The organism is Paenarthrobacter sp. NyZ202 (assembly GCF_049860755.1).
In the GTDB taxonomy this organism is placed as follows: Bacteria; Actinomycetota; Actinomycetes; order Actinomycetales; family Micrococcaceae; genus Arthrobacter.
This window is the reverse complement of record NZ_CP187556.1, coordinates 1,381,426-1,400,608: the sequence shown is the minus strand read 5'-3', so window position 1 is coordinate 1,400,608 and position 19,183 is coordinate 1,381,426. Positions and strand designations below refer to the sequence as shown.

Annotated in this window: 14 protein-coding genes; 4 read left to right on the top strand and 10 right to left on the bottom strand. The window is 65.5% G+C overall.

Going from position 1 to position 19,183, the window contains the following annotated elements; genetic code table 11:
* Positions 1–100 precede the first annotated feature (100 nt).
* Entirely contained in the window at positions 101–1,582 is a 1,482-nt protein-coding gene (locus tag ACPFL9_RS06635) for an NAD-dependent succinate-semialdehyde dehydrogenase (RefSeq protein ID WP_426006544.1), read from the bottom strand.
* 160 nt (positions 1,583–1,742) lie between these two features.
* Positions 1,743–2,606 (bottom strand): 16S rRNA (cytidine(1402)-2'-O)-methyltransferase, encoded by an 864-nt coding sequence (rsmI, locus tag ACPFL9_RS06630; protein ID WP_426007505.1) that lies wholly within the window; start codon positions 2,604–2,606, stop codon positions 1,743–1,745.
* Positions 2,607–2,861: 255 nt separating this feature from the next.
* Here rsmI and ACPFL9_RS06625 point away from each other — a divergent pair, with 255 nt between their 5' ends.
* On the top strand, positions 2,862–4,544 hold the full coding sequence (locus tag ACPFL9_RS06625) for a dolichyl-phosphate-mannose--protein mannosyltransferase (protein ID WP_426006542.1): 1,683 nt from the start codon (positions 2,862–2,864) through the stop codon (positions 4,542–4,544).
* 70 nt (positions 4,545–4,614) lie between these two features.
* Positions 4,615–6,447, top strand: coding sequence for an AMP-dependent synthetase/ligase (locus ACPFL9_RS06620; protein WP_426006540.1), 1,833 nt, complete (start codon positions 4,615–4,617; stop codon positions 6,445–6,447).
* Positions 6,448–6,650: 203 nt separating this feature from the next.
* On the opposite strand, the gene ACPFL9_RS06615 is transcribed toward ACPFL9_RS06620, so the two are convergent.
* On the bottom strand, positions 6,651–7,796 hold the full coding sequence (locus ACPFL9_RS06615; RefSeq protein WP_426006538.1) for a TIGR01906 family membrane protein: 1,146 nt from the start codon (positions 7,794–7,796) through the stop codon (positions 6,651–6,653).
* A 140-nt stretch (positions 7,797–7,936) separates the two neighbouring features.
* Positions 7,937–8,929, bottom strand: coding sequence for a stage II sporulation protein M (locus tag ACPFL9_RS06610; protein WP_426006536.1), 993 nt, complete (start codon positions 8,927–8,929; stop codon positions 7,937–7,939).
* A 115-nt stretch (positions 8,930–9,044) separates the two neighbouring features.
* Between ACPFL9_RS06610 and ACPFL9_RS06605 the strand changes: the two genes are divergently transcribed.
* Complete coding sequence (locus ACPFL9_RS06605; protein ID WP_426006534.1) at positions 9,045–9,848, top strand: RDD family protein; 804 nt, start codon at positions 9,045–9,047, stop codon at positions 9,846–9,848.
* 8 nt (positions 9,849–9,856) lie between these two features.
* Here ACPFL9_RS06605 and ACPFL9_RS06600 read toward each other — a convergent pair whose 3' ends face one another.
* The 4 genes from ACPFL9_RS06600 to ACPFL9_RS06585 all read right to left on the bottom strand — a co-directional run bounded on the left by ACPFL9_RS06600 (position 9,857) and on the right by ACPFL9_RS06585 (position 13,419).
* Entirely contained in the window at positions 9,857–11,077 is a 1,221-nt protein-coding gene (locus tag ACPFL9_RS06600) for an Ig-like domain-containing protein (RefSeq protein ID WP_426006532.1), read from the bottom strand.
* A 107-nt stretch (positions 11,078–11,184) separates the two neighbouring features.
* Positions 11,185–12,663 (bottom strand): adenosylhomocysteinase, encoded by a 1,479-nt coding sequence (ahcY, locus tag ACPFL9_RS06595; RefSeq protein ID WP_426006531.1) that lies wholly within the window; start codon positions 12,661–12,663, stop codon positions 11,185–11,187.
* A 41-nt stretch (positions 12,664–12,704) separates the two neighbouring features.
* On the bottom strand, positions 12,705–12,911 hold the full coding sequence (locus tag ACPFL9_RS06590) for a Trm112 family protein (RefSeq protein WP_426006529.1): 207 nt from the start codon (positions 12,909–12,911) through the stop codon (positions 12,705–12,707).
* 112 nt (positions 12,912–13,023) lie between these two features.
* The gene (locus ACPFL9_RS06585) at positions 13,024–13,419 is read right to left on the bottom strand and encodes a DUF3499 domain-containing protein (RefSeq protein WP_426006527.1); all 396 of its coding nucleotides are present in this window, start codon (positions 13,417–13,419) and stop codon (positions 13,024–13,026) included.
* 121 nt (positions 13,420–13,540) lie between these two features.
* Between ACPFL9_RS06585 and ACPFL9_RS06580 the strand changes: the two genes are divergently transcribed.
* Positions 13,541–14,059 carry a metallopeptidase family protein gene (locus ACPFL9_RS06580; protein ID WP_426006525.1) on the top strand — a complete coding sequence of 173 codons (519 nt, stop codon included), beginning with the start codon at positions 13,541–13,543 and terminating at the stop codon, positions 14,057–14,059.
* 27 nt (positions 14,060–14,086) lie between these two features.
* Here the strand turns inward: ACPFL9_RS06580 and ACPFL9_RS06575 are convergent, their stop codons facing one another.
* Both ACPFL9_RS06575 and ACPFL9_RS06570 read right to left on the bottom strand, forming a co-directional pair.
* Positions 14,087–15,844, bottom strand: a complete 1,758-nt coding sequence (locus ACPFL9_RS06575; RefSeq protein WP_426006524.1) for a DUF5719 family protein — start codon at positions 15,842–15,844, stop codon at positions 14,087–14,089.
* Positions 15,807–19,163, bottom strand: a complete 3,357-nt coding sequence (locus ACPFL9_RS06570) for a glycosyltransferase family 2 protein (protein WP_426006522.1) — start codon at positions 19,161–19,163, stop codon at positions 15,807–15,809. The genes ACPFL9_RS06575 and ACPFL9_RS06570 overlap by 38 nt, the downstream gene beginning before the upstream one ends.
* Positions 19,164–19,183 lie beyond the last annotated feature (20 nt).

The window sequence follows — 19,183 nt, the reverse complement described above, 5'->3', positions numbered from 1 at the left end:
GGGCAAGGGCCCGGCACCGGAACTTGTGGTTCCAGTGCCGGGCCTTTACCGGTGCCGGCCGTTCTTGTTGCGAGAGCGGCGGATGCGGATCCTGCGATGCCTAGTCGGCGTACGGGTCCGCGATACCTACGTACTGGGTGTAGAGGTACTCTTCGATGCCTTCGGAACCGCCCTCGCGGCCCAGCCCGGACTGCTTGACGCCACCGAACGGTGCTGCGGCGTTGGAGATGACGCCGGCGTTGAGCCCGAGCATGCCGGTCTCGAGGCGCTCACTGACGCGCAGGCCACGGTTGAGGTCCTTGGTGAAGACGTAGGCCACCAGGCCGTATTCGGTGTTGTTGGCCAGGCGGATCGCATCGTCCTCGGTGGAGAACTTGATGATCGGGGCGACCGGTCCAAAGATCTCTTCCTGCAGGATGCGGGCGTCCTCGGCGACGTTCTTCAGCACGGTGGGCTGGTAGAAGTAACCGGGACCGTCGACGGCGGCACCACCGGTGACTGCCTCGGCGCCACCGGCCACGGCGTCGGCAACCAGGGCGTGGACGCCGTCGCGGGCCTTGCCGTCGATCAGCGGACCGACCTTGGACTCCGGCTCGGTGCCGCGGGCGGTGGTGAGCGAACCGATCCTGGCCGCGAACTTCTCAGCGAAGGCGTCGGCGATGGACTCGTGGACAATGAAGCGGTTGGCTGCAGTGCAGGCCTCGCCCATGTTGCGCATCTTGGCTGCGATGGCGCCTTCGACTGCCTTGTCCAGGTCGGCGTCCTCGAAGACGACGAACGGTGCGTTGCCGCCCAGTTCCATGGAGGTGCGCAGGACCTTGTCCGCGGCTTCGCGGATCAGGGCCTGGCCCACCGGCGTCGAGCCGGTGAAGGAGATCTTGCGGAGGCGGTCGTCCTTGATCAGCGGACCGGTGACGGCACCGGCGGTGGAGGTCTGGATGACGTTCAGGACACCTGCCGGGAGACCGGCTTCCTGCATGACCTGGGCGAACAGGAGGCTGGTCAGCGGGGTCAGGTTTGCGGGCTTGAGGACCATGGTGCAACCCGCGGCGACGGCCGGGGCCACCTTGCGGGTGGCCATGGCCAGCGGGAAGTTCCAGGGGGTGATCAGCAGGCAGGGGCCAACCGGCTTCTTCTGCACGAGGAGGCGGTTCTTGCCGTCCGGAGCGGCGGAGTAGCGGCCCGATACGCGGACAGCCTCTTCGGAGAACCAGCGCAGGAACTCGGCACCGTAGGCAACCTCGCCGCGGGCTTCGGCCAACGGCTTGCCCATTTCCAGGGTCATCAACAGGGCGAAGTCCTCGGCGCGCTCCGTGACGAGTTCGAAGGCGCGGCGCAGGATTTCCCCGCGTTCGCGCGGAGCGGTGCGTGCCCAGTCAGCCTGTGCGGCAGCAGCCGCGTCCAGAGCTGCGGCACCGTCTTCGGCACCGGCGTCGGAGATGCTGAGCAGGACCTTGCCCGTGGCCGGGTCCTCAACATCAAAAGTCTTTCCGGATCCCGCCGGACGCCACTGACCGTTGATCAGCAGGCCAGTGGGGACGGAAGCCAGCAGTTCGCTTTCGCGCTCAACCGTGACAGTCATGGCGACTCCTTCGTCTTGGGTGCTTTTGGAGTGTTGCACCACTAGGGTTCCTTGCCAGAAGTGGCTTGAATTACTGCCACGGTACTGCCCGGCCGGAAGCAGTGTCTACGCCTTCGCGCACTGCCCCGCGCCTCTCAATTTGTGCAGCTGCACAGGGCTGTCACCGGGCCGCGAGCACCGCCGCGTACAGCTCCCGCTTGCTGATGCGGGCGTCGTCGGCCACCGCTGCCACGGCTTCTTTCAGGCGGATGCCTTGGGAAACGAGCCCGTTGACGGCGGCAACGTGGTCCTCGGGCTTCGCCGGGGCCTGTTCAGGTGCACCACCGACCACCACGGCGATCTCGCCCCGGACCTCGTTGGTCTCCGCCCATTCCAGCAGCTCGCGCAGGCTTCCGCGGATGACTTCCTCATAGGTCTTGGTCAGTTCACGGCAGACCGCTCCGCGGCGATCCGGGCCGAAGCGTTCGTGCAGGGCCCGAAGCATCACTTCCAGGCGGTGCGGCGCTTCAAAGAACACCATCGTGCGGCGTTCATCGGCCAGGTCGGCCAGGCGGGAGCTGCGTTCACCGGCCTTGCGCGGCAGGAAACCTTCGAAGCAGAAACGGTCCGTGGGCAGGCCGGACAACGCCAGGGCCGTCAGCACAGCCGATGGGCCAGGGACTGCGGTGACCGTGAGCCCGGCAGCGACAGCGCCTTCCACCAAGCGGAACCCAGGGTCGGATACTGCGGGCATTCCGGCGTCGCTGACCATGAGGATGCTTTTGCCTGCGCGCACCTGTTCCAGGAGTTCGCCGGTCTTGGTGGCCTCATTGTGTTCGTGGTAACTGATCACCCGACCGGAGACCTCGACCCCCAGGGCATGGACCAGCCGGTGCAGCCTGCGGGTGTCTTCGGCGGCAATGATGTCGGAGCTGCCCAGCAGCTCAATCAGGCGGGACGAAGCGTCGCCTACGTTCCCGATCGGGGTCGCCGCCAGGACGATCCTGCCGGTCCCGGTGCCGTCAGCCTGTGCGGGCGCTTCCAGCCCGTCCTCAGGAAACTCGTTGTCCAAGGACGCCTCAGCAGGCTCACTACGTTCTTTTTCCACAGGCCAAGCCTAGTGCCCGCGCGTGCCGACCGGCATTTCAGCTTTGCACCAAGAATCGACAGGTAGCATGGGCGGGTGAACCAGTCGTCCGTTCCTGATACAGATTCCGGGACTCCCGTGACGCCGTCCCCGCCCAAAGGGCCCGAGGCGACGGCACAAGGATTTGTAGCCCATCAACCGGTAAGGAAACTGATGGCCTGGCAGCCATCGGGGTCAGCCTTGGGCGGCGGGGCTGGCCACGGACGCGGGCTTGAAGGTCATCGGTGGGTGCAGCGGCCAAGCGAAGCCTTCACCGCGGAAGCATTGCGGACCAGGCTCATCGGCGGGATCCAAAGCTGGCGGGACTACCCGCCGTCGTTGCGTTTATGGTTTTGGCTCATCCCGGCCATCACCGCCGCCATCGGGGGAATCCTCCGCTTCTTCCGCCTTGAAACGCCGCACAGCCTGGTCTTTGACGAGACCTACTACGTCAAGGACGCCTACTCCTATCTGGTCAGCGGCTACGAGCGCAGTTGGCCGGCGAAAGCCAACGACTCCTTCAACGCCGGCAACCCCGATGTCCTCCTGAGCACCCCTGAATACGTAGTCCACCCGCCCGTCGGCAAATGGATGATCGCATTCGGTATGTGGCTGTTTGGGCCGGACAACCCTTTCGGATGGCGGTTCGGCGCGGCCTTGACGGGCACGCTGACGGTATTCCTCGTGTCCCTGATCGCGCTGAAACTCTTCCATTCGCACACCCTTGGCGCTGTCGCCGGGCTGCTGCTGGCGATCGACGGCCACCACCTCGTGTTGTCCAGGACGTCGCTGCTGGACATCTTCCTCGCCTTTTGGATCCTTGCCGCCTTCGGTGCGCTCCTGCTGGACCGCGACGACGGCCGCCGTCGTCTGGCAGCCCGGCTCGCCGCGCAAGCGGCTGCTTCGCCCGGCAAGCGGCCCACGGCGGTCCAGCTCCTGTCCGGTCCCTGGCTGGGCATGCGTTGGTGGCGTCTCGTGGCCGGTATATGCCTGGGGCTGGCCGTGGGCACCAAATGGTCAGCCCTCTTTTTCGTGGCGGCGTTCGGCCTGATGACGGTGTTCTGGGATATGAGCGCACGCCGGATTGCCGGCATCCGGAGTTGGCCGAGTGCCGCGATCATCAAAGACGGCATTCCGGCATTCCTGACCATCATCCCTGCGATGGCCGTCACCTATACGGCCACATGGACCGGGTGGTTCCTGTCCAGGGATGCGTATTACCGGCAGTGGGCGGTCACCAATCCGGCGCCGGGCTGGGACTGGCTGCCCAACCCGGTACGATCGCTTGCGCATTACCACCTGGAAGCCTACAAGTTCCATCAGGGCCTCAGCTCCGACCACCCGTATGAATCCAGCCCCTGGACGTGGCTGGCTATGGGGCGGCCCACCTCGTTCTACTACCAGTCCCCCAAGCAGGGGACGGCGGGCTGTGTGGTGGAAACGTGCTCGGCTGCAATCTCTCCCCTGGGCAACCCCATTGTCTGGTGGGGTGGCGCCATCGCCCTGGTGATCCTGCTGTTTTGGTGGGCAGGCCGCCGGGACTGGCGGGCCGGGGCCATCCTGGCAGGCGTCGCTGCGGGATATCTCCCGTGGTTCATGTACCCCGAACGCACCATGTTCATCTTCTATGCAGTCTCGTTCGAGCCGTTCCTGGTGCTGGCAGTGACCTATGTCCTGGGGCTGGTGCTCGGCCGCAGCAGCGATCCACCCTGGCGCAGGCGCTCCGGCCTCTACATGCTCGCCATCGTTGTGGTGCTGGCCGTGATGGCTACGGCCTTCTTCTACCCCGTGCTGACGGCCGAAGTAGTCAGCTACCAGGAGTGGCGGATGCGTATGTGGATGCCGTCGTGGATTTAGGCTGGACACGCGGGGAACCTCGAAGGAGCCGGGTACAAGACACCCATCCAGGCAGAAAGTGATCAGGGTAGTGAGGGAAGCAAGCACGGAACTCTTGGTGGAGGCCGGCGAGGACACCAACGTGACGGACCTCCTTCTGGAACGCTGCCACAAGGACCCCTACGGGATCCTGTACGCCCACAAGACTCCCAACGGCTGGCTCAACGTACCCGCGGCAAAATTCCTGGCCGATGTGCAGGCACTGGCCAAAGGGCTGATCGCCGGTGGTGTTGCTCCAGGAGATCCTGTGGCTGTCCTGTCCCACTCAAGTTTTGAGTGGACACTGGTGGACTTTGCCATCTGGATGGCGGGTGGCGTCACCGTCCCCATCTACGAGACGTCCTCGGCCAGCCAGATCGAGTGGATCCTCGTGGATTCCGGCGCGCGCCGCATCTTCGTCGAACACGCCGGCAAGGGCGCGATGGTTCACGCGTTGGTGGAAAAGTCGGCTGCTCTCGGTGACGATCCCGTGACGATCATCCGGATGGAGCATGAAGGCGAGGCGCATAACCTGACCAGCCTGGCCGCCGTCGGAAGCGGTATCACCGATGCCGAGCTGGAACGGCAACGCAGCAAAGCCAACCTGGCAGATGTCGCCTCCATCGTCTACACCTCCGGCACCACCGGCAACCCCAAGGGCTGCGAAATCACCCACGGCAACTTCGTGCTCGTGGCCAGGAACGTCATCCCGTTCCTCCCCGAACTCCTGATGCAGGAGGGCGCCAGGACCTTGATGTTCCTCCCTCTGGCACACGTGCTGGCACGGGCTGTGCAGGTCGTGTGCCTGACTGCCGGAGTCACCTTGGGACACAGCGCCGGAGCCAATGGCCTCATGGCCGACCTCGGAGCCTTCAAACCCACATTCCTGCTGGCCGTGCCCAGAATCTTTGAGAAGGTCTACGCCGGCGCAGCCCACAAGGCCGCCATGTCCGGAAAAGCGGCGCTCTTTGCCGCAGCTTCGGCGACCGCCGTGGAATATTCGACGGCGGCAGACCTCGCCTCACGCGGGGAGGGCAGCGGCCCCGGTTGGTTGCTCAGCTTGAAGCACAAGGCGTTCAACAAGCTCCTCTACCCCCGGGTCAGGGACGCTTTTGGCGGTGCCGTGGGGTACACGGTCTCCGGCGCCAGCCCGCTCAGCCTTCGGGAGAACCACTTCTTCCACGGCGCGGGCGTACCCGTCCTGGAGGGCTACGGGCTTACGGAAACCACCGCCCCCTGCACCGTCAACACGCCTACCATGTCCCGCATCGGGACGGTAGGCATTCCACTGCCCGGTACCACCATCCGGGTTGCCTCCGACGGTGAAATCCTGGTTAGGGGAATCGGCGTCTTCAAGGGTTATCACGGCAATGAGCAGGCCACCGCGGAGGCTTTCGTGGACGGATTCTTCCGCACCGGCGACGTCGGCCAGTTGGACAAGGACGGGTTCCTGACCATTACGGGCCGGAAGAAGGACCTGCTGGTCACGGCCGGCGGCAAGAACGTGGCACCCGGACCTCTGGAGGAAAAACTGCGGGAGCACCCGTTGGTGGGCCAGGCGGTGGTGGTAGGCGACGGGCGTCCTTTCGTAGCTGCCCTGGTGGCCCTTGACGCCGAAGGCCTGGCCGACTGGTGCGAGGAGAACAAAGTGCCGCTTCTCTCCCCTGCCGACGCTGCCCGGGATCCACGCGTCCGTGCAGCCGTGCAATCGTCGGTGGATGGGGCCAACACGCTGGTATCCGCAGCGGAGTCCATCAAGAAGTTCGGCTTCATCAATGCCGAGCTCACTGTGGAATCGGGGCACCTCACGCCGTCGCTGAAACTCAAGCGCGCCGCCGTGGTCAAGGACTTCTCCGGGGCGGTGGAAAAGCTTTACGCGAAATGAACCACCACGTGCGCGTATCTGAACCGTCCGCGCGTGGCTGATTCTCCGATTGGACGCGGCAGTGATGCTCGCCGTTGTCTTCAGCTCCGTAGCTCCGAACGGCGAACTACGGGCGCTATTCCTGAACCGGGTGCGAGGGCTCGTCAAGCAACTCCGAACGAAACGGAAGAGGCTGCACCCGGATATTCGTAAGCTGTGAATGGCTAGCGGACGCCGGCCACCTCAGGGCCCTCCTCCGGAGCCTCATCGTTTTCCTCTTTGCCTTCTTGCTTCGCGCCCAACCCACGGCGCTTCCGCGTGGGCCAGGTCAGGATGAAGGTCAGCGTCGCTGCCAGGAAGGCCAGTGCAGCTATCACGATCCCCGCGTCCACCCAGAACTGTCCCGGGAACAAGCGGATGAGGGTGTCCTCCAAGGCGAAGGTCCATGTGCCGCTGGCGAAGAAGATGCGGTGGAACTCGGTGAAGAAGGTCTGCCAGCTCAGCGTGGCAAGGACGGCCAAGCCGATGATGATGGCCAGCGTGACGATTGATCCTGCGAACAGGCCACGCCGTACGCCGCCTTGGCTCCGCTTCCGCAAGTACAGGATGGCGATGATGCTGAGGATGATGAGGAGCAGTCCCGCGCCGAAGGACGACAGTATGACCAGCTTGACGTCGGCCATGTGGGCAACTTCGCTGTCCTTGAACAGCTTTCCGCCATCCTGGTTGACCAGCCCGCCCAAGTATCGCGGGCCGGCCCAGTTACTGAGGTAGTCCACGGCGTAGGATCCGTAGGTCATGCGGTCGTCCGTGCTGAAGCCGTAGCCGTCGCCAGGGAATCCCGGCCGGTTGTACTCCACCCAAAGGAAGAGCGGACTGGTGACGGCCCGGACTGCGAGAACGAGCAGGATGATGGGGTAGAAAACGGCGAGGAGGACCTGGAAGATGCGCGGACCCAGGGGTTTGACCTTGGCTGCCTGCTCCCGTTCAGCGTTGCGGCGGGCGACTTCGTCCTCCGGTGGCCGCACCTGGAGCGCCGACGTCGGCAGTGACTCAGAGTAGTGCCGCGTTTGTTCTCCGGTGGCCGCTACGGTGTCAGCAAAGAGCGGCGGTTCGGGGTCCGCATCGGCGGCTTCGGCAGCTTTGCGGTCGGCACGGCTTTCGGGCTGTCCGGTCACGGCTTGCCCTGGCGCCTGCCCCGAATCGGGCACAGTGGACGAGGCAGCCGCTGCGGGCCCGGCGGAGGCCGGAGAAGCTGCCGCGGAAGAACCACTGGATGATTGCGGCTTCATCCAGTCAAAGGCCGGTTCCTCGGTGTCGTCATGGACGTCCGTATCCGGTTCCTGTGGTTTGGGGGTCTTCTCGCTCACAGCGTTTCCACTTCCGTAGGCATCGACCGGCATTCGAACATTGCCGGCTCTCTTGTCTGCATTCGAGCCTACAGTCAGGGCTTGCTCTGACACGCTCTGCCACCCCGCAGGCCGCCACATTGAAACGCAACTGTAAGGTGCTAGGCAGCGATGCCGCGGTACCCGGCGTCGTGGGCGTCCAGGTCGCCGGTGGCGCCGGAGCGGAAAGCCCTGCGTCCCAAAACCAGGGTATAGACCCAGTACGCGGCGAGCACCAGCGCGCCGATCGCGATCTTCGCCCAGACAGGCAGCGGGCTTGGCGTGACGAAGCCTTCCACCACGCCGGACACCAGCAGGACCAGCACGAGCCCCAAAGCCACGGTGATCAGCGAGCGCCCTTCGTCGGCCACCGCCTGCATCCGCGTCCGCGGCCCCGGGCGGACCATGGCCCAGAAAATCCTCAGGCCGGCTGCGCAGGCAATGAACACGGCCGTGAGTTCCATGAGCCCGTGGGGAAGGATGTAGCTGAAGAAGATCTCCAATTTCCCGGTGGCCACGAACAGGCCCGCGGCGACTCCGACGCCCTGGGCGTTGAGGAACAGGATCATGGGGACCCAGAAGCCGGTGATGCCAAAGGCAACGGCTTGCGCGGAAATCCAGGCATTGTTCGTCCAGACCGCGCCGGCGAAGGAGGCAGCAGGGTTCTCGGAGTAGTAATCGATAAAGTCTTCCTCCACATAGCGGCGGACTTCTTCCTCGCTCGCCACCGCGCGCAGCGCCTCTGTGGACGTTCCGATCCAGAAGGCGTAGGCACTTCCGACCACAACGAAGAACACCCCGCACCACACCGTCAGCCAGCGGATGCGGTAGAAAGCCGCCGGGAGGGAGATCACGAAGAACCGGGCCAGGTCCTCCATGAAGTTGGAACGGGCACCGGTGAAGCGGGTGCGGGCCTGCGCCAGCGCTGCGGACAACGACGACGACACGGCCGATTCCGGTGCCACCGACCGTATGAGTGAAAGGTGCGCAGAAACTGTCTGATACAGGCGCAGCAGTTCGTCGGCTTCAGCCCCGGTCAGCCTGCGCTTATGGGCCAGCAGCGTGAGCCGCGACCATTTTTCCCCATGCACCGCCGAGAAGGCATCGATGTCCACGCCACCACACTAATCCCTGCCGGCCCCGGGGGCGTCCATCCGGAGGCAGAGATAGACTCGTGCTGCAGGGGTCGGTATCAGCCGGACCCGGACAAAGCAGAACCGGGGGGCGGTCTTGAGTTCGATCATCACTGGCGAGGCAGTTGTCCTGGAACTTCGCCCGGCCTCATTCGCCGCGAGGGCCCTTGGCCTCATCCTGGATGTCATCGTCCACGTGATTCTGCTGGTCGTGCTCATCATCCTCATCGCCATGGCCTCAGAAGACTGGGACGAGGCCGCCATGCGGGCTGCGATCATCTTCAGCGTGGTCTTTTCCTTCGTGATCGTGCCGGTCACAGTGGAGACGCTCACCCGCGGGCGGTCGTTGGGCAAGCTGGCTGCCGGACTCAGGATCGTGCGCGACGACGGCGGCGCCATCCGCTTCCGGCATGCCGTCATCCGGGGGCTCCTTGGATTCCTGGAGGTCTACCTGACGTTCGGAGGCCTGGCCATCGCTGTGGCGCTGTTCAACGAGCGGTCCAAGCGCCTTGGCGACGTTGTTGCCGGTACCTACTCCCTCCGGCAGCGCGTCCCCTCGGTGCCGCGGATCCTGCCGGCGGCCCCGCCCTACCTGCAGGCATGGGTATCCATGGCCGATATCGGGAGGGTGCCGGACGCCACCGCGCGGCGTGCGGGTACTTTTGTGCAGCAGGCTTATTTGATGGCACCAACCTCGCGCAGCAGGATGGCCGGATCGCTGGCCACTGAACTGGCAGGTTTCGTGGCTCCTCCCCCGCCCGCCGGCACACTTCCCGAGGACTACATCGGGGCAGTGCTCGGGGAGCGCCGCAACCGTGAACTCAACCGCCTGCGCCAGGCCGAGCAACGCAATTCATCCGTTGGCGCCCGGCTGAGCCGCCTTCCGTTCACTGACGGTTAGGCAGCGGCTTACCTCTGGGCGTAGGAGGCCCAGGGAATGTTCCAGTCCCCGAAGCCCTCCAGCGGCTCAACCGCGGGGGCTCCCGTATTGAGGATCTGCACCACATCGCCGGTCTTCATATTGTTGAAGAACCACGCGGCGTCCTTGGGCAGCAGGCCCACACAGCCGTGCGAGACGTTGGCCACGCCGATGGAACTCCATGCAGCTTCGAGTGCCTGGTGGACGTAGACCCCGGACCAGGTGAGGCGGTTGGCGTACTCCACCACCAACGGCGGGTAGTACCCTTTGTCTCCGGGCTTCAGGCCGATGGTCCCGGCATTGAAGTTGGAATGCCGCTCCTGTTCCATGATGACGGCGTACCCGGTAGGCGACAACCAGTCCTCGCCGCCCAGGGAAACCGGAGCCGTATGCGCCAACTGCCCGTCGATGTAGACGTTCATGGTCTTGGTCTTGTCGTCCACTACGGCAATGCGCTGCGGCCCGGTGGTGAAGGTGGAGGTGACGTCTCCGTTTCCGATCATGCCGTTGCCGAAGTCCACGCCCAGCAGTTTCATGTCCACAGTGACCGTGGTTCCCGCCGCCCAGAAGGCCTCAGGACGGATCCGCACCTTCTTGTCCGAGTACCAGTGCCACGCCACCGGCTGGCCGGAGGAAACGGTGATGCCTACCCGCTTCTCCATGGCCGCCTTGTCCAGCACAGGTTCACTGAAGTTGATTTCAATGGGCTGCCCGGTCCCGGCCACGGCACCATTGCGCGGGTAGATCGAAGCATCTGCCTCGTACGCCGCAGATACCGTGGTGAAGGTCTGGGTCTTCCTGGTTTCCTTGCCTGCGGTATCCACCACAGTAAAGGAGTAGCTGTATTGGGTTTTGAACTGCAAAACCTCCTGGGTGGTCCAGGTAGTGCCGTCGGGACCCGTGGTGCCCTTGACCGGTTCCCCGCCGCCCACAGGGGCCAGGACGACATCCTTGATCTTGCCGTTGACGGCCTTGATCTGCGGGCCGACCACTGGATTCCATTCGACGGCTCCGTCCAAGGGCGTAACACCCAGTTCAACGGGCTTGGCCTCCGGCGTGGGGGTCGGCTGCGCGGTGGTGGCGCTGTTGGTTCCGGACCCCGGCAGCAGACCCGGGATGGTGGCAACGCCGACACCGCCTGCGGCTATGGCAGCGCAGATCCCCACGATCGCGAGGATCCTGCCCGTTTTGCGCTTGGCGACTTCCGTCATGGTTTCCGTCTTCCTGTCCCCCGGCAAGCAATACTGAACATCCAATTCTAGCCGAAAGGCCGGCAACGCCTGGTCAGCGTGTCCGGCCCTTCGGGTGTTTCAGGCTATTAGTAGCGGTAGTGCTCCGGCTTGTACGGGCCTGCAACGTCCAGGTCCAGGTATTCAGCCTGTTCCTTGCTCAGCTCGGTCAACTCGACGCCCAGCGCGGCAAGGTGGAGGCGTGCGACCTTCTCGTCCAGGATCTTGGGGAGGACGTACACCTGTTTTTCGTACTCACGTTCGCCGGCCGGCTGGTCCTTTTTGGTCCAGAGTTCGATCTGCGCGATGGTCTGGTTTGCAAACGAGTTGCTCATCACGAAGGACGGGTGGCCCGTGGCGTTGCCCAGGTTCAGCAGTCGACCTTCGGACAGGACGATGATCGAGCGTTCGTTGTCAGACCCGGAGTCGAAGACCCATTCGTGGACCTGCGGCTTGATCTCGACCTTCTTCACGCCGGGAACCTTCGCCAGGCCGGCAATGTCGATCTCGTTGTCGAAGTGGCCGATGTTGCCCACGATCGCCTTGTTCTTCATGCCCACCATGTGCTCGGCCAGGATGACGTCCTTGTTGCCGGTGGTGGTGATGAAGATGTCGCCCTGGGCCAGGACGGATTCGAGCCTGGCAACCTGGTAGCCGTCCATGGCGGCCTGCAATGCGCAGATGGGGTCGATCTCGGTGACCACCACGCGGGAACCCTGGCCCCGCAGCGCTTCCGCGGCGCCCTTGCCGACGTCGCCATAGCCACACACGACGGCGACCTTGCCGCCCATGAGGACATCGGTGGCACGGTTGATGCCGTCCGGCAAAGAGTGGCGGATTCCATACTTGTTGTCGAACTTGCTCTTGGTCACGGAGTCGTTGACATTGATGGCCGGGAACAGCAGCATGCCCTGCTCAGCCAACTGGTAAAGCCGGTGGACACCCGTGGTGGTTTCCTCGGTGACGCCCTGGATTTTTGCCGCCGTCCGGGTCCACTTCTGCGGATCTTCGGCGAGGGTCCGGCGCAGAACGCCCAGGATGATGGCGTATTCCTCGGGGTCATCCTCCGTGGCGGCTGGAACGGCGCCGGCAGCCTCGAACTCCACGCCCTTGTGCAGCAGGAGCGTCGCGTCTCCACCGTCGTCGAGGATCATGTTGGGGCCCAGTTCCGGGTTGCTGTCCGCGCCCGGCCACGTGAGGATCTGCTCGGCCGTCCACCAGTATTCCTCCAGGGTTTCGCCCTTCCAGGCGAACACGGGAACACCCTGCGGGTCCGCGGGGGTGCCCTTCCCAACAACGACGGCGGCAGCGGCCTCGTCCTGCGTGGAGAAGATGTTGCAGGAAGCCCAGCGGACCTCGGCACCCAAAGCCGTGAGGGTCTCAATCAGCACCGCGGTCTGCACGGTCATGTGCAGTGAACCGGCGATACGTGCCCCCGCGAGCGGCTGCGAAGGGCCGAATTCCTCCCGCAGGGACATCAAGCCGGGCATCTCATGCTCCGCGAGGCGGATCTGGTGGCGGCCGGCCTCGGCAAGGTTGATGTCGGCCACTTTGTAGTCGAAAGTCATGGAAGTCCTTAGGGGTACCGTGTGGTTTTGGTGGAGGAAAGTCAGGCGTGCGGGCCGGATGCAGCGTCAGCCGCGGCGCGCAGTTCCGGCGGCAGGAGCAGGGGAATTCCGTCTTCGATTCCGTAGCGGACCGGCTTGCCATCCTTGGCGGCGGTGGTGGACACGAGTTCCTCGCCCTCCTGGACCAGCGGCGAACCCGTCACGGGGCAGCGCAGGATGGACAAGAGTTCAGGACTGACCTTAGGCATGGATGATGCTCCCTGGGTGGCGCCGTTGTGCGCCGCTGGCGGATTTATCTGCAGATTCCAGCCTACCTCGCACCATCACGCCGCACGGAGCCGGCGATGTAATACATGCAGGTCAGGACGGCTCGCGCAGGATACGGAGGTGGCCCCGGCGGGTTCCTTCAGCCACTGGCGCTTCAACAGGCGGGTGGCTGGTGCGGATGGGCGTTTCAGGCGCCGACGATGCGGCTTCCCGGACGGCGTTGGCCAAGGCCAGCAAGTCGTCGGGTCCTGGTTGGGGTGGCGTCCCGGGCATGGCAAGCCGGAGGACTTCCCAGCCCCTGGGTACGGTCAGTGTTTCTGCGTGCTGGGCGCACAGGTCATAGGCATGGGGCTCGGCGTAGGTGGCCAGGGGTCCCAGAACGGCCGTGGAATCGGCATACACGTACGTCAGAGTTGCCACCGCGGACTGGCGGCAGGCTGACCTTGAACACTGGCGAATAGCACCCACAACATCCCAGATTAGCGCCATTGGACACCGGAACCGTGCATTGGCCCCCTGCGACGCGGTGTCATGACGCAGGCGTTGGCCGCTACGGCGCGGCAGTACCCATGGTGTCGCGTTGGGCGATTCGCCGGACTAAAGTCGATATATGCAGTCACAGCCACATGTTCCCGGCTTCCAGGTCCGGTGGGCTGACGCCAATGGCGATCAGGCAGAGGGACTCGTTCGCTCCGAGGCCCGGGGCTTCCGCCGGCGCCGGCGGAACCGTCACGGCCGGGGATTGCGGGGAGAACTGATGCTTCCGAGCCTTCCGGGTTTCCGGACACGGGCCGAGCGCTTTGATGACATGGTCCTGGACTCCGCCGAGCGCCTCCAGGACATGTGGGGCAAGCAGTTGGACGGCGTATTGTTCGCCGTTGATGAGATTCCGCCCAACCTCGAGCAGCTCGTTTCAGCAGGAACTGCGGCCCCGATGGGCGCCTACACGCCGGGAGGCCGCGGAGAGCCCCCCATGATCACGGTGTACCGCCGCGTGGTTGAGCAAACGGCCGGAACCCGCGACGAGCTGCAGGACCTGGTCCACGACGTCGTGGTGGAGTACACGGCCGAGATGCTCGGGGTACCGCCGGAAACGCTGGACCCTGTGTACCGCCGTCGTTATCAATAACAACGGCGGAACAGCCGGCCCGCAGGCTCAGTAGCCCACCGACACCGGGACCTTCTCCAGTCCTGCGGCGGCATCCTGGATAGCCACCACCGAAACGTCGTTGCGTCCTTGCTTGCCCAGGAAAAGCGCCCCGTACACAGGGTCGCCCGAGGCGGAGACCACATACCCGGCGACAACAGCTTCACCGGATTTCGCCGGCAACTCGATCATGGACGTCGTACCGCCCGAGATGTCCACATCGACTGCCTTGCCTACTGCACCGTCGTCCGTCACGGGTGCGTAGCTCACGGTTGCGCGGCCTTCGGGCACTCCGAAAGCCAGGAAGCGCTGGCCGTCCCGGGGCACGGCCACCAGGTGCTGGCTGCCGAGCCGCGAGGACGACGGCGACCATGCGAAGTCCGTAGCCTCCTCAGCGTTGGAGCCGCGGGCGACCCTGGCGGAGGCCACGAAGGAAACATCCGAACTCGCCGCCACCGTGTAGCTTCCGGCCGGGACGCCATCGAGGTTGAGGGTAGCCACCGTTCCGCCCTTCACCGTCACAACTCCCCCACTGGGGAGCTTGCGTTCGCCGTTGGCTCCATACAACCGGACCTGCACCACAGCGTCAGCCGTTCCCGGCACGGCAATCTGGAGCGCGGGCACGGCGTCCGGGAATCCGGCCTTCCCGCTGAGCGCCTTCAGCGCTGCCGGGTCCTGGATGTCGACGCCGGCCATCACCTGGAGATTGGCGGGCCCGTTTCCCGGTGCCAGAAATTCAACCCCGCCCGGAACCAGGCCCCGCAGGACGCTCTGCTGGACCGTGGCAGCCACCGGTCCACCGGTGCTGCGCACGCGAACGGCCAGTTGGGCCTCGCCCGGGGCGAGTCCGGCGAGGTTCACCGAGCGCGTGGTGCCCGGGGCTACGAGGAGGCCCCTCGCCCCGGGCGCCTGGATCTGTCCCTGGTACCCGAAGAGGTCCAGGCTGACTGTGGCCGGGGTTTCGGACGCGTTGCTGACGTTCAGGACGGCCGTGCGGCCCAGGGAAGTGTTCGCTCCGAGCAGCCACGAGTCATTCCCGGGCTGCTGGCACGGGGCAACTGCCGAACCGCGCAAGTCACCGTCTGTAGCGGAGTAGCTGAGATTGGCCGCAAGGGACGCCTGCTCGTTGCCGATGGGGTCCGCACCCACCACGACCGGGGCCGTGACAGGGCTGATGGACGCCGTACCGGCAGCGAGGACCGGAGGGCCGGCCGTAGGCGAAGGAGTGCTGGTGGGTGCCTTGGCGATCTCGGCAACCTGGTCTCCGGCAAGCGACGTCACCTTGGTACCCGGGACAGTACCGGCGGGGTTGCTGAGCACTACGGCATTGAGTGCACTGGTTGCCGTGGTGGAGACAGGGCTGAAATCGGCGTCCGTGCCCACCACGGTTCCGCTGACCAGGCGTGCCGGTTCCGGGCAGACCCCCAGCGAGCGGCCAGCAGGGACATCGGCTTGCCTGATGTCCGTGGCGGTGCCACCGGAAGGCTGGGGAACCATGGTGGCGGCGGCCACCGCACCACCCCCGGCAGCAAGGATCACTACTGCGGACAACACGCCTGTCACCACTCCCGTTCGGGAGCCGCGGCCGCTTCTGCTGCCGTTCCGGGACTCCGGCCGGGTTTCGCTGGAACCGCGGGCGCGCTTTTGCCGGGCGTCTTCGGGCCGAGCGGCCTTTACGGGCCGCCCGTCATCCGGCGTGGGGGTTTGGCCGACCGTCTTCCGGGGGTCGTCAGACACTGCTGTACTCCTTACGGAGGGACACTTCATCCCTCGACATGCCCGTTCGGGAACGACGCGCCGGCATGGGTACGGCCAGCAACGCGGTGAGTCCGAAGACGGCGGCCTGCAGGATTTCCAGCCACGGCGCCCAGGGACTCGTGTACCGGATTTCCAACTCTCCGCCTCCTGCGGGAAGTTCAAAAGCCTGCGACCAGCCCACTGTTGCCGGCTTCAGCCCGCGGCCATCCAGGGTCGCGGTCCAGCCCGGGTCTGCCCGCTCAGCCAAGACCACCCGCCGGCCTTCCGCGCCGGGAGCAAGGTCGGCTTCCACCGTAATCTCCTCCGAGGGGAGCGTTCCGATGACAGCACCCTCCGCATCCACGATCCTGGCGCGGTACGCGGTGTCCGCGGCTGCACCGGATGACTCCCCGCGCGGTGTGACCCGCCACAGCCAGCCCGCATTCGTCTGGCCGACGGCCACCAGGCCAGGGACGGCGTCAATCCTGCTCGCGGTGAGCTGTGCTGCGTTGTCGGCTGCCTTGAGCACCACGAAGCCGACGCCCAGCTGTTCCAGGTCGGCACGGGGATCGACGTCGCTGCTCGCCACGATCGTGGCAACGGCTCGTCGCATGGAGGAGGTCGCGGCGTCGTCGGTGGTGATTTCCTCACGGCCCGGAGCGCCCATGATCGTCCGGGCAGATGCAATGGTGGACAAGGTGTCCAGTGTGGTTCCAGCGTCCCGCATCAGCGAGGAGGTGTATGCCCCCTGCTCACCACTGGTGATCACCAGGGTCCGCGTCCGCTCCGGCCCCGTCCCGCGGTCGACGGCGGTGGCAGGCAGGGTGCTGCTCTCCACCGGCCACACCAAGCGGGCCGCGCCGAGGGATCCCGGCGGCGTATCCGGGTTATCGGAAGCTCCCCCTTGCGCGGCTGGCTGGGAGCCGGTGACCGGGCGCTCGGCTATGTTATTGCTCGCCCATGCGGTCATCGCCGCGAGCGGTCCCGCTATAAGGACCATGACCACCGCTCCGGAGGCCGCACGCCGCAGAGGCAAGCGCCAACGAGCGCCGTCGTTGTTCCTTCCCGCAGCACCGGCAAAGATCTTCTCTGCCCCGAGGAGGGCGGCCCCCAGGAACATCATCATGGCCACAGAGACTGCCGGGCCCGTAAAGGGTCCCACAATGACATCGTTGTTGACCCCGGTGGCAACGTGGCCGACCAGCCAGTTGCTGGCCAGGGTGCCCAGGGCCACGAGCCAGAACACCCTGACCAGCGGGGCCCGCTTGCCCGGAACGAACAATGCAGCCACAGCGAGCAGGACCACCGGCGCACCAACCAGGATCGCAAGGATCAGCGCCCATGGCACAGCGCCGGGTCCCAAGGCACCCAAGCCGGTCAAGCCGCCGTCGGACTCAAATGCCAGAGGCTGGCCCAAGACCTGCTGCCACAGCGGAGCGGCCTCGAAGGTGAGCGGAAGACCTGGATCTGAAAGCAGGGACCGCGGTCGGTCCAGCACGGACACAACATAAGGAACAAACAACGCGAGGCTGGGAAGGAGGGACCACCACAGTGTCCTGCCGCGGTGGCCGAGGACCACGGCTGCCAGCACAATCGCTACCGTGATCGGGCCCAGCAAGGACGGAGCCGACGCCGTGATCGCGGCCATGGCCAGGCCAGCAGCAGCGGCAGCAGTCCATGACGGTGTTCCATTCACTCCCGGCTTGCCCCGGAGCGGCTGGGGCCGGCGACCGGCCGTGACCCCGGACGTCGCTGCCGACCTCGGCTGCACTATCCCCGAGCCGGAGGCACGCATCAGCGCCAGCAGCAGCAGCGGCATGAGAAGGTGCGCGATCAGCGCACCAAGGCGGCCTTCATTGAGGGCCGCCAGCAGGGCAGGTGCGCCCGCCCAGACAAGTGCAGCAACAGTCCGGTAGCGGCGTTTGGTGGTCAGGGCCCCGGCGGCAAACCACGCCGCCACGGCTGACAGCGGCATGGCCAGGACAAGGAGCCAGATGATGGCGGCGTTGCCGTCTCCAGCACCAAGAATCGACAGGACCCACAGGACGTAGCCGAAGGGATCACCGTGACCGGGAAGTCCTGCTCCCAGGGGGATCCACCAGGTAGACGCGTTGGCCCAGATATCACCCGGAGCAGCTGACACGGGAAGGAGGGCACCGCCGGCAGCGGCCTGGGAGCGCAGGAGGCCCAGGAATCCCACCAAGGCTGCGGCGAGGGCGATCACGGCCGCCGTTACCGCGCCGGTTCCCACCCATCCGCGTTCGTTGGTTGCCAGCGCCGCGAAATCGTCTGCGGCGTCGCCACTGGGTTCCGGCGCCAAGAGGTCCGTGACGGCCGGGCTGTCCTCGCCGGGACGGATGGCTTCCAGCAAGGACCGGCGGTTCGCCCGAACCTCCCGGGACGGCTTCTGCAGCCCACGGACCTGGGAACGCGGAACCGCACGGGTACGTGCGGCCGTACGCCGGCCACGGGCGATGGCCGCGGGACGCGACAAAGCTGCGATGGTGGCTGTGAATTGCGAGAAACCGTAACCGGGTTCCTTTACGAGGATGCTGAGCAGCAACCGGATCAAAGCACCGAGCGCGGCTCCGACACCTTGGAATGGGACCTTCCACCACTGCGTGTGCTTGAGCCGCATATGGATCTGGGCTTTACGGGCGGCCGATGGGGTGCCCAGCCCGTGCGGCCGGTTCTCCACATGGAACATCCGTGCGTTGGGAACCACCACAACACGGTTGCCGGCAAGCCAGTTGCGCCAGCAGAAATCGACGTCGTCACCGCTGCCGGGCAAGGCCGGGTCGAACCCCTGCAGGTGCTCCCAGACATCGCGGCGCACCAGCATACCGGCTGAGTTCACGGCGAAGGTGTCCGTACGGGCGTCATACTGCCCTTGGTCGACCTCGTCTGCATCAATCAGGGTGAGCCGTTCAGCCCATCGGCTGGTGGACAAGCCAACGTCCACCAGGTGGCGCTCGTTGTCCCAGCCAAGCTGCTTGCAACCGGCCACAGTGACGGATGTGGTGCGCTCCACGGCGTGCAGCAGTTCGGCCAAAGCGTCGGGCGCCGGTGCGGCGTCGTCGTGAAGCAGCCAGATCCATTCCACGGTCTCCGGGCGCGGATCGCCTGCGGGCGCCAACTCCCGCAGCCCGGCCTGGACTGCGGCGCCGAACCCGGTTTTGGGATGCGCGAAGACAGTGACGTTGCCGGCGCCCAGCGCTTCACGGAGCAGTTCCGGGGAGTTGTCGGAGGATCCTGTATCAACGCCAATGGCGGCATCTGCCGAACGCGTCTGGTTCGACAGAGCCGCCAAGGTCCTGGGGAGATAGTCGCCGCCGTTGTGCGCAACCACAACGGCGGTGACGTGTACTT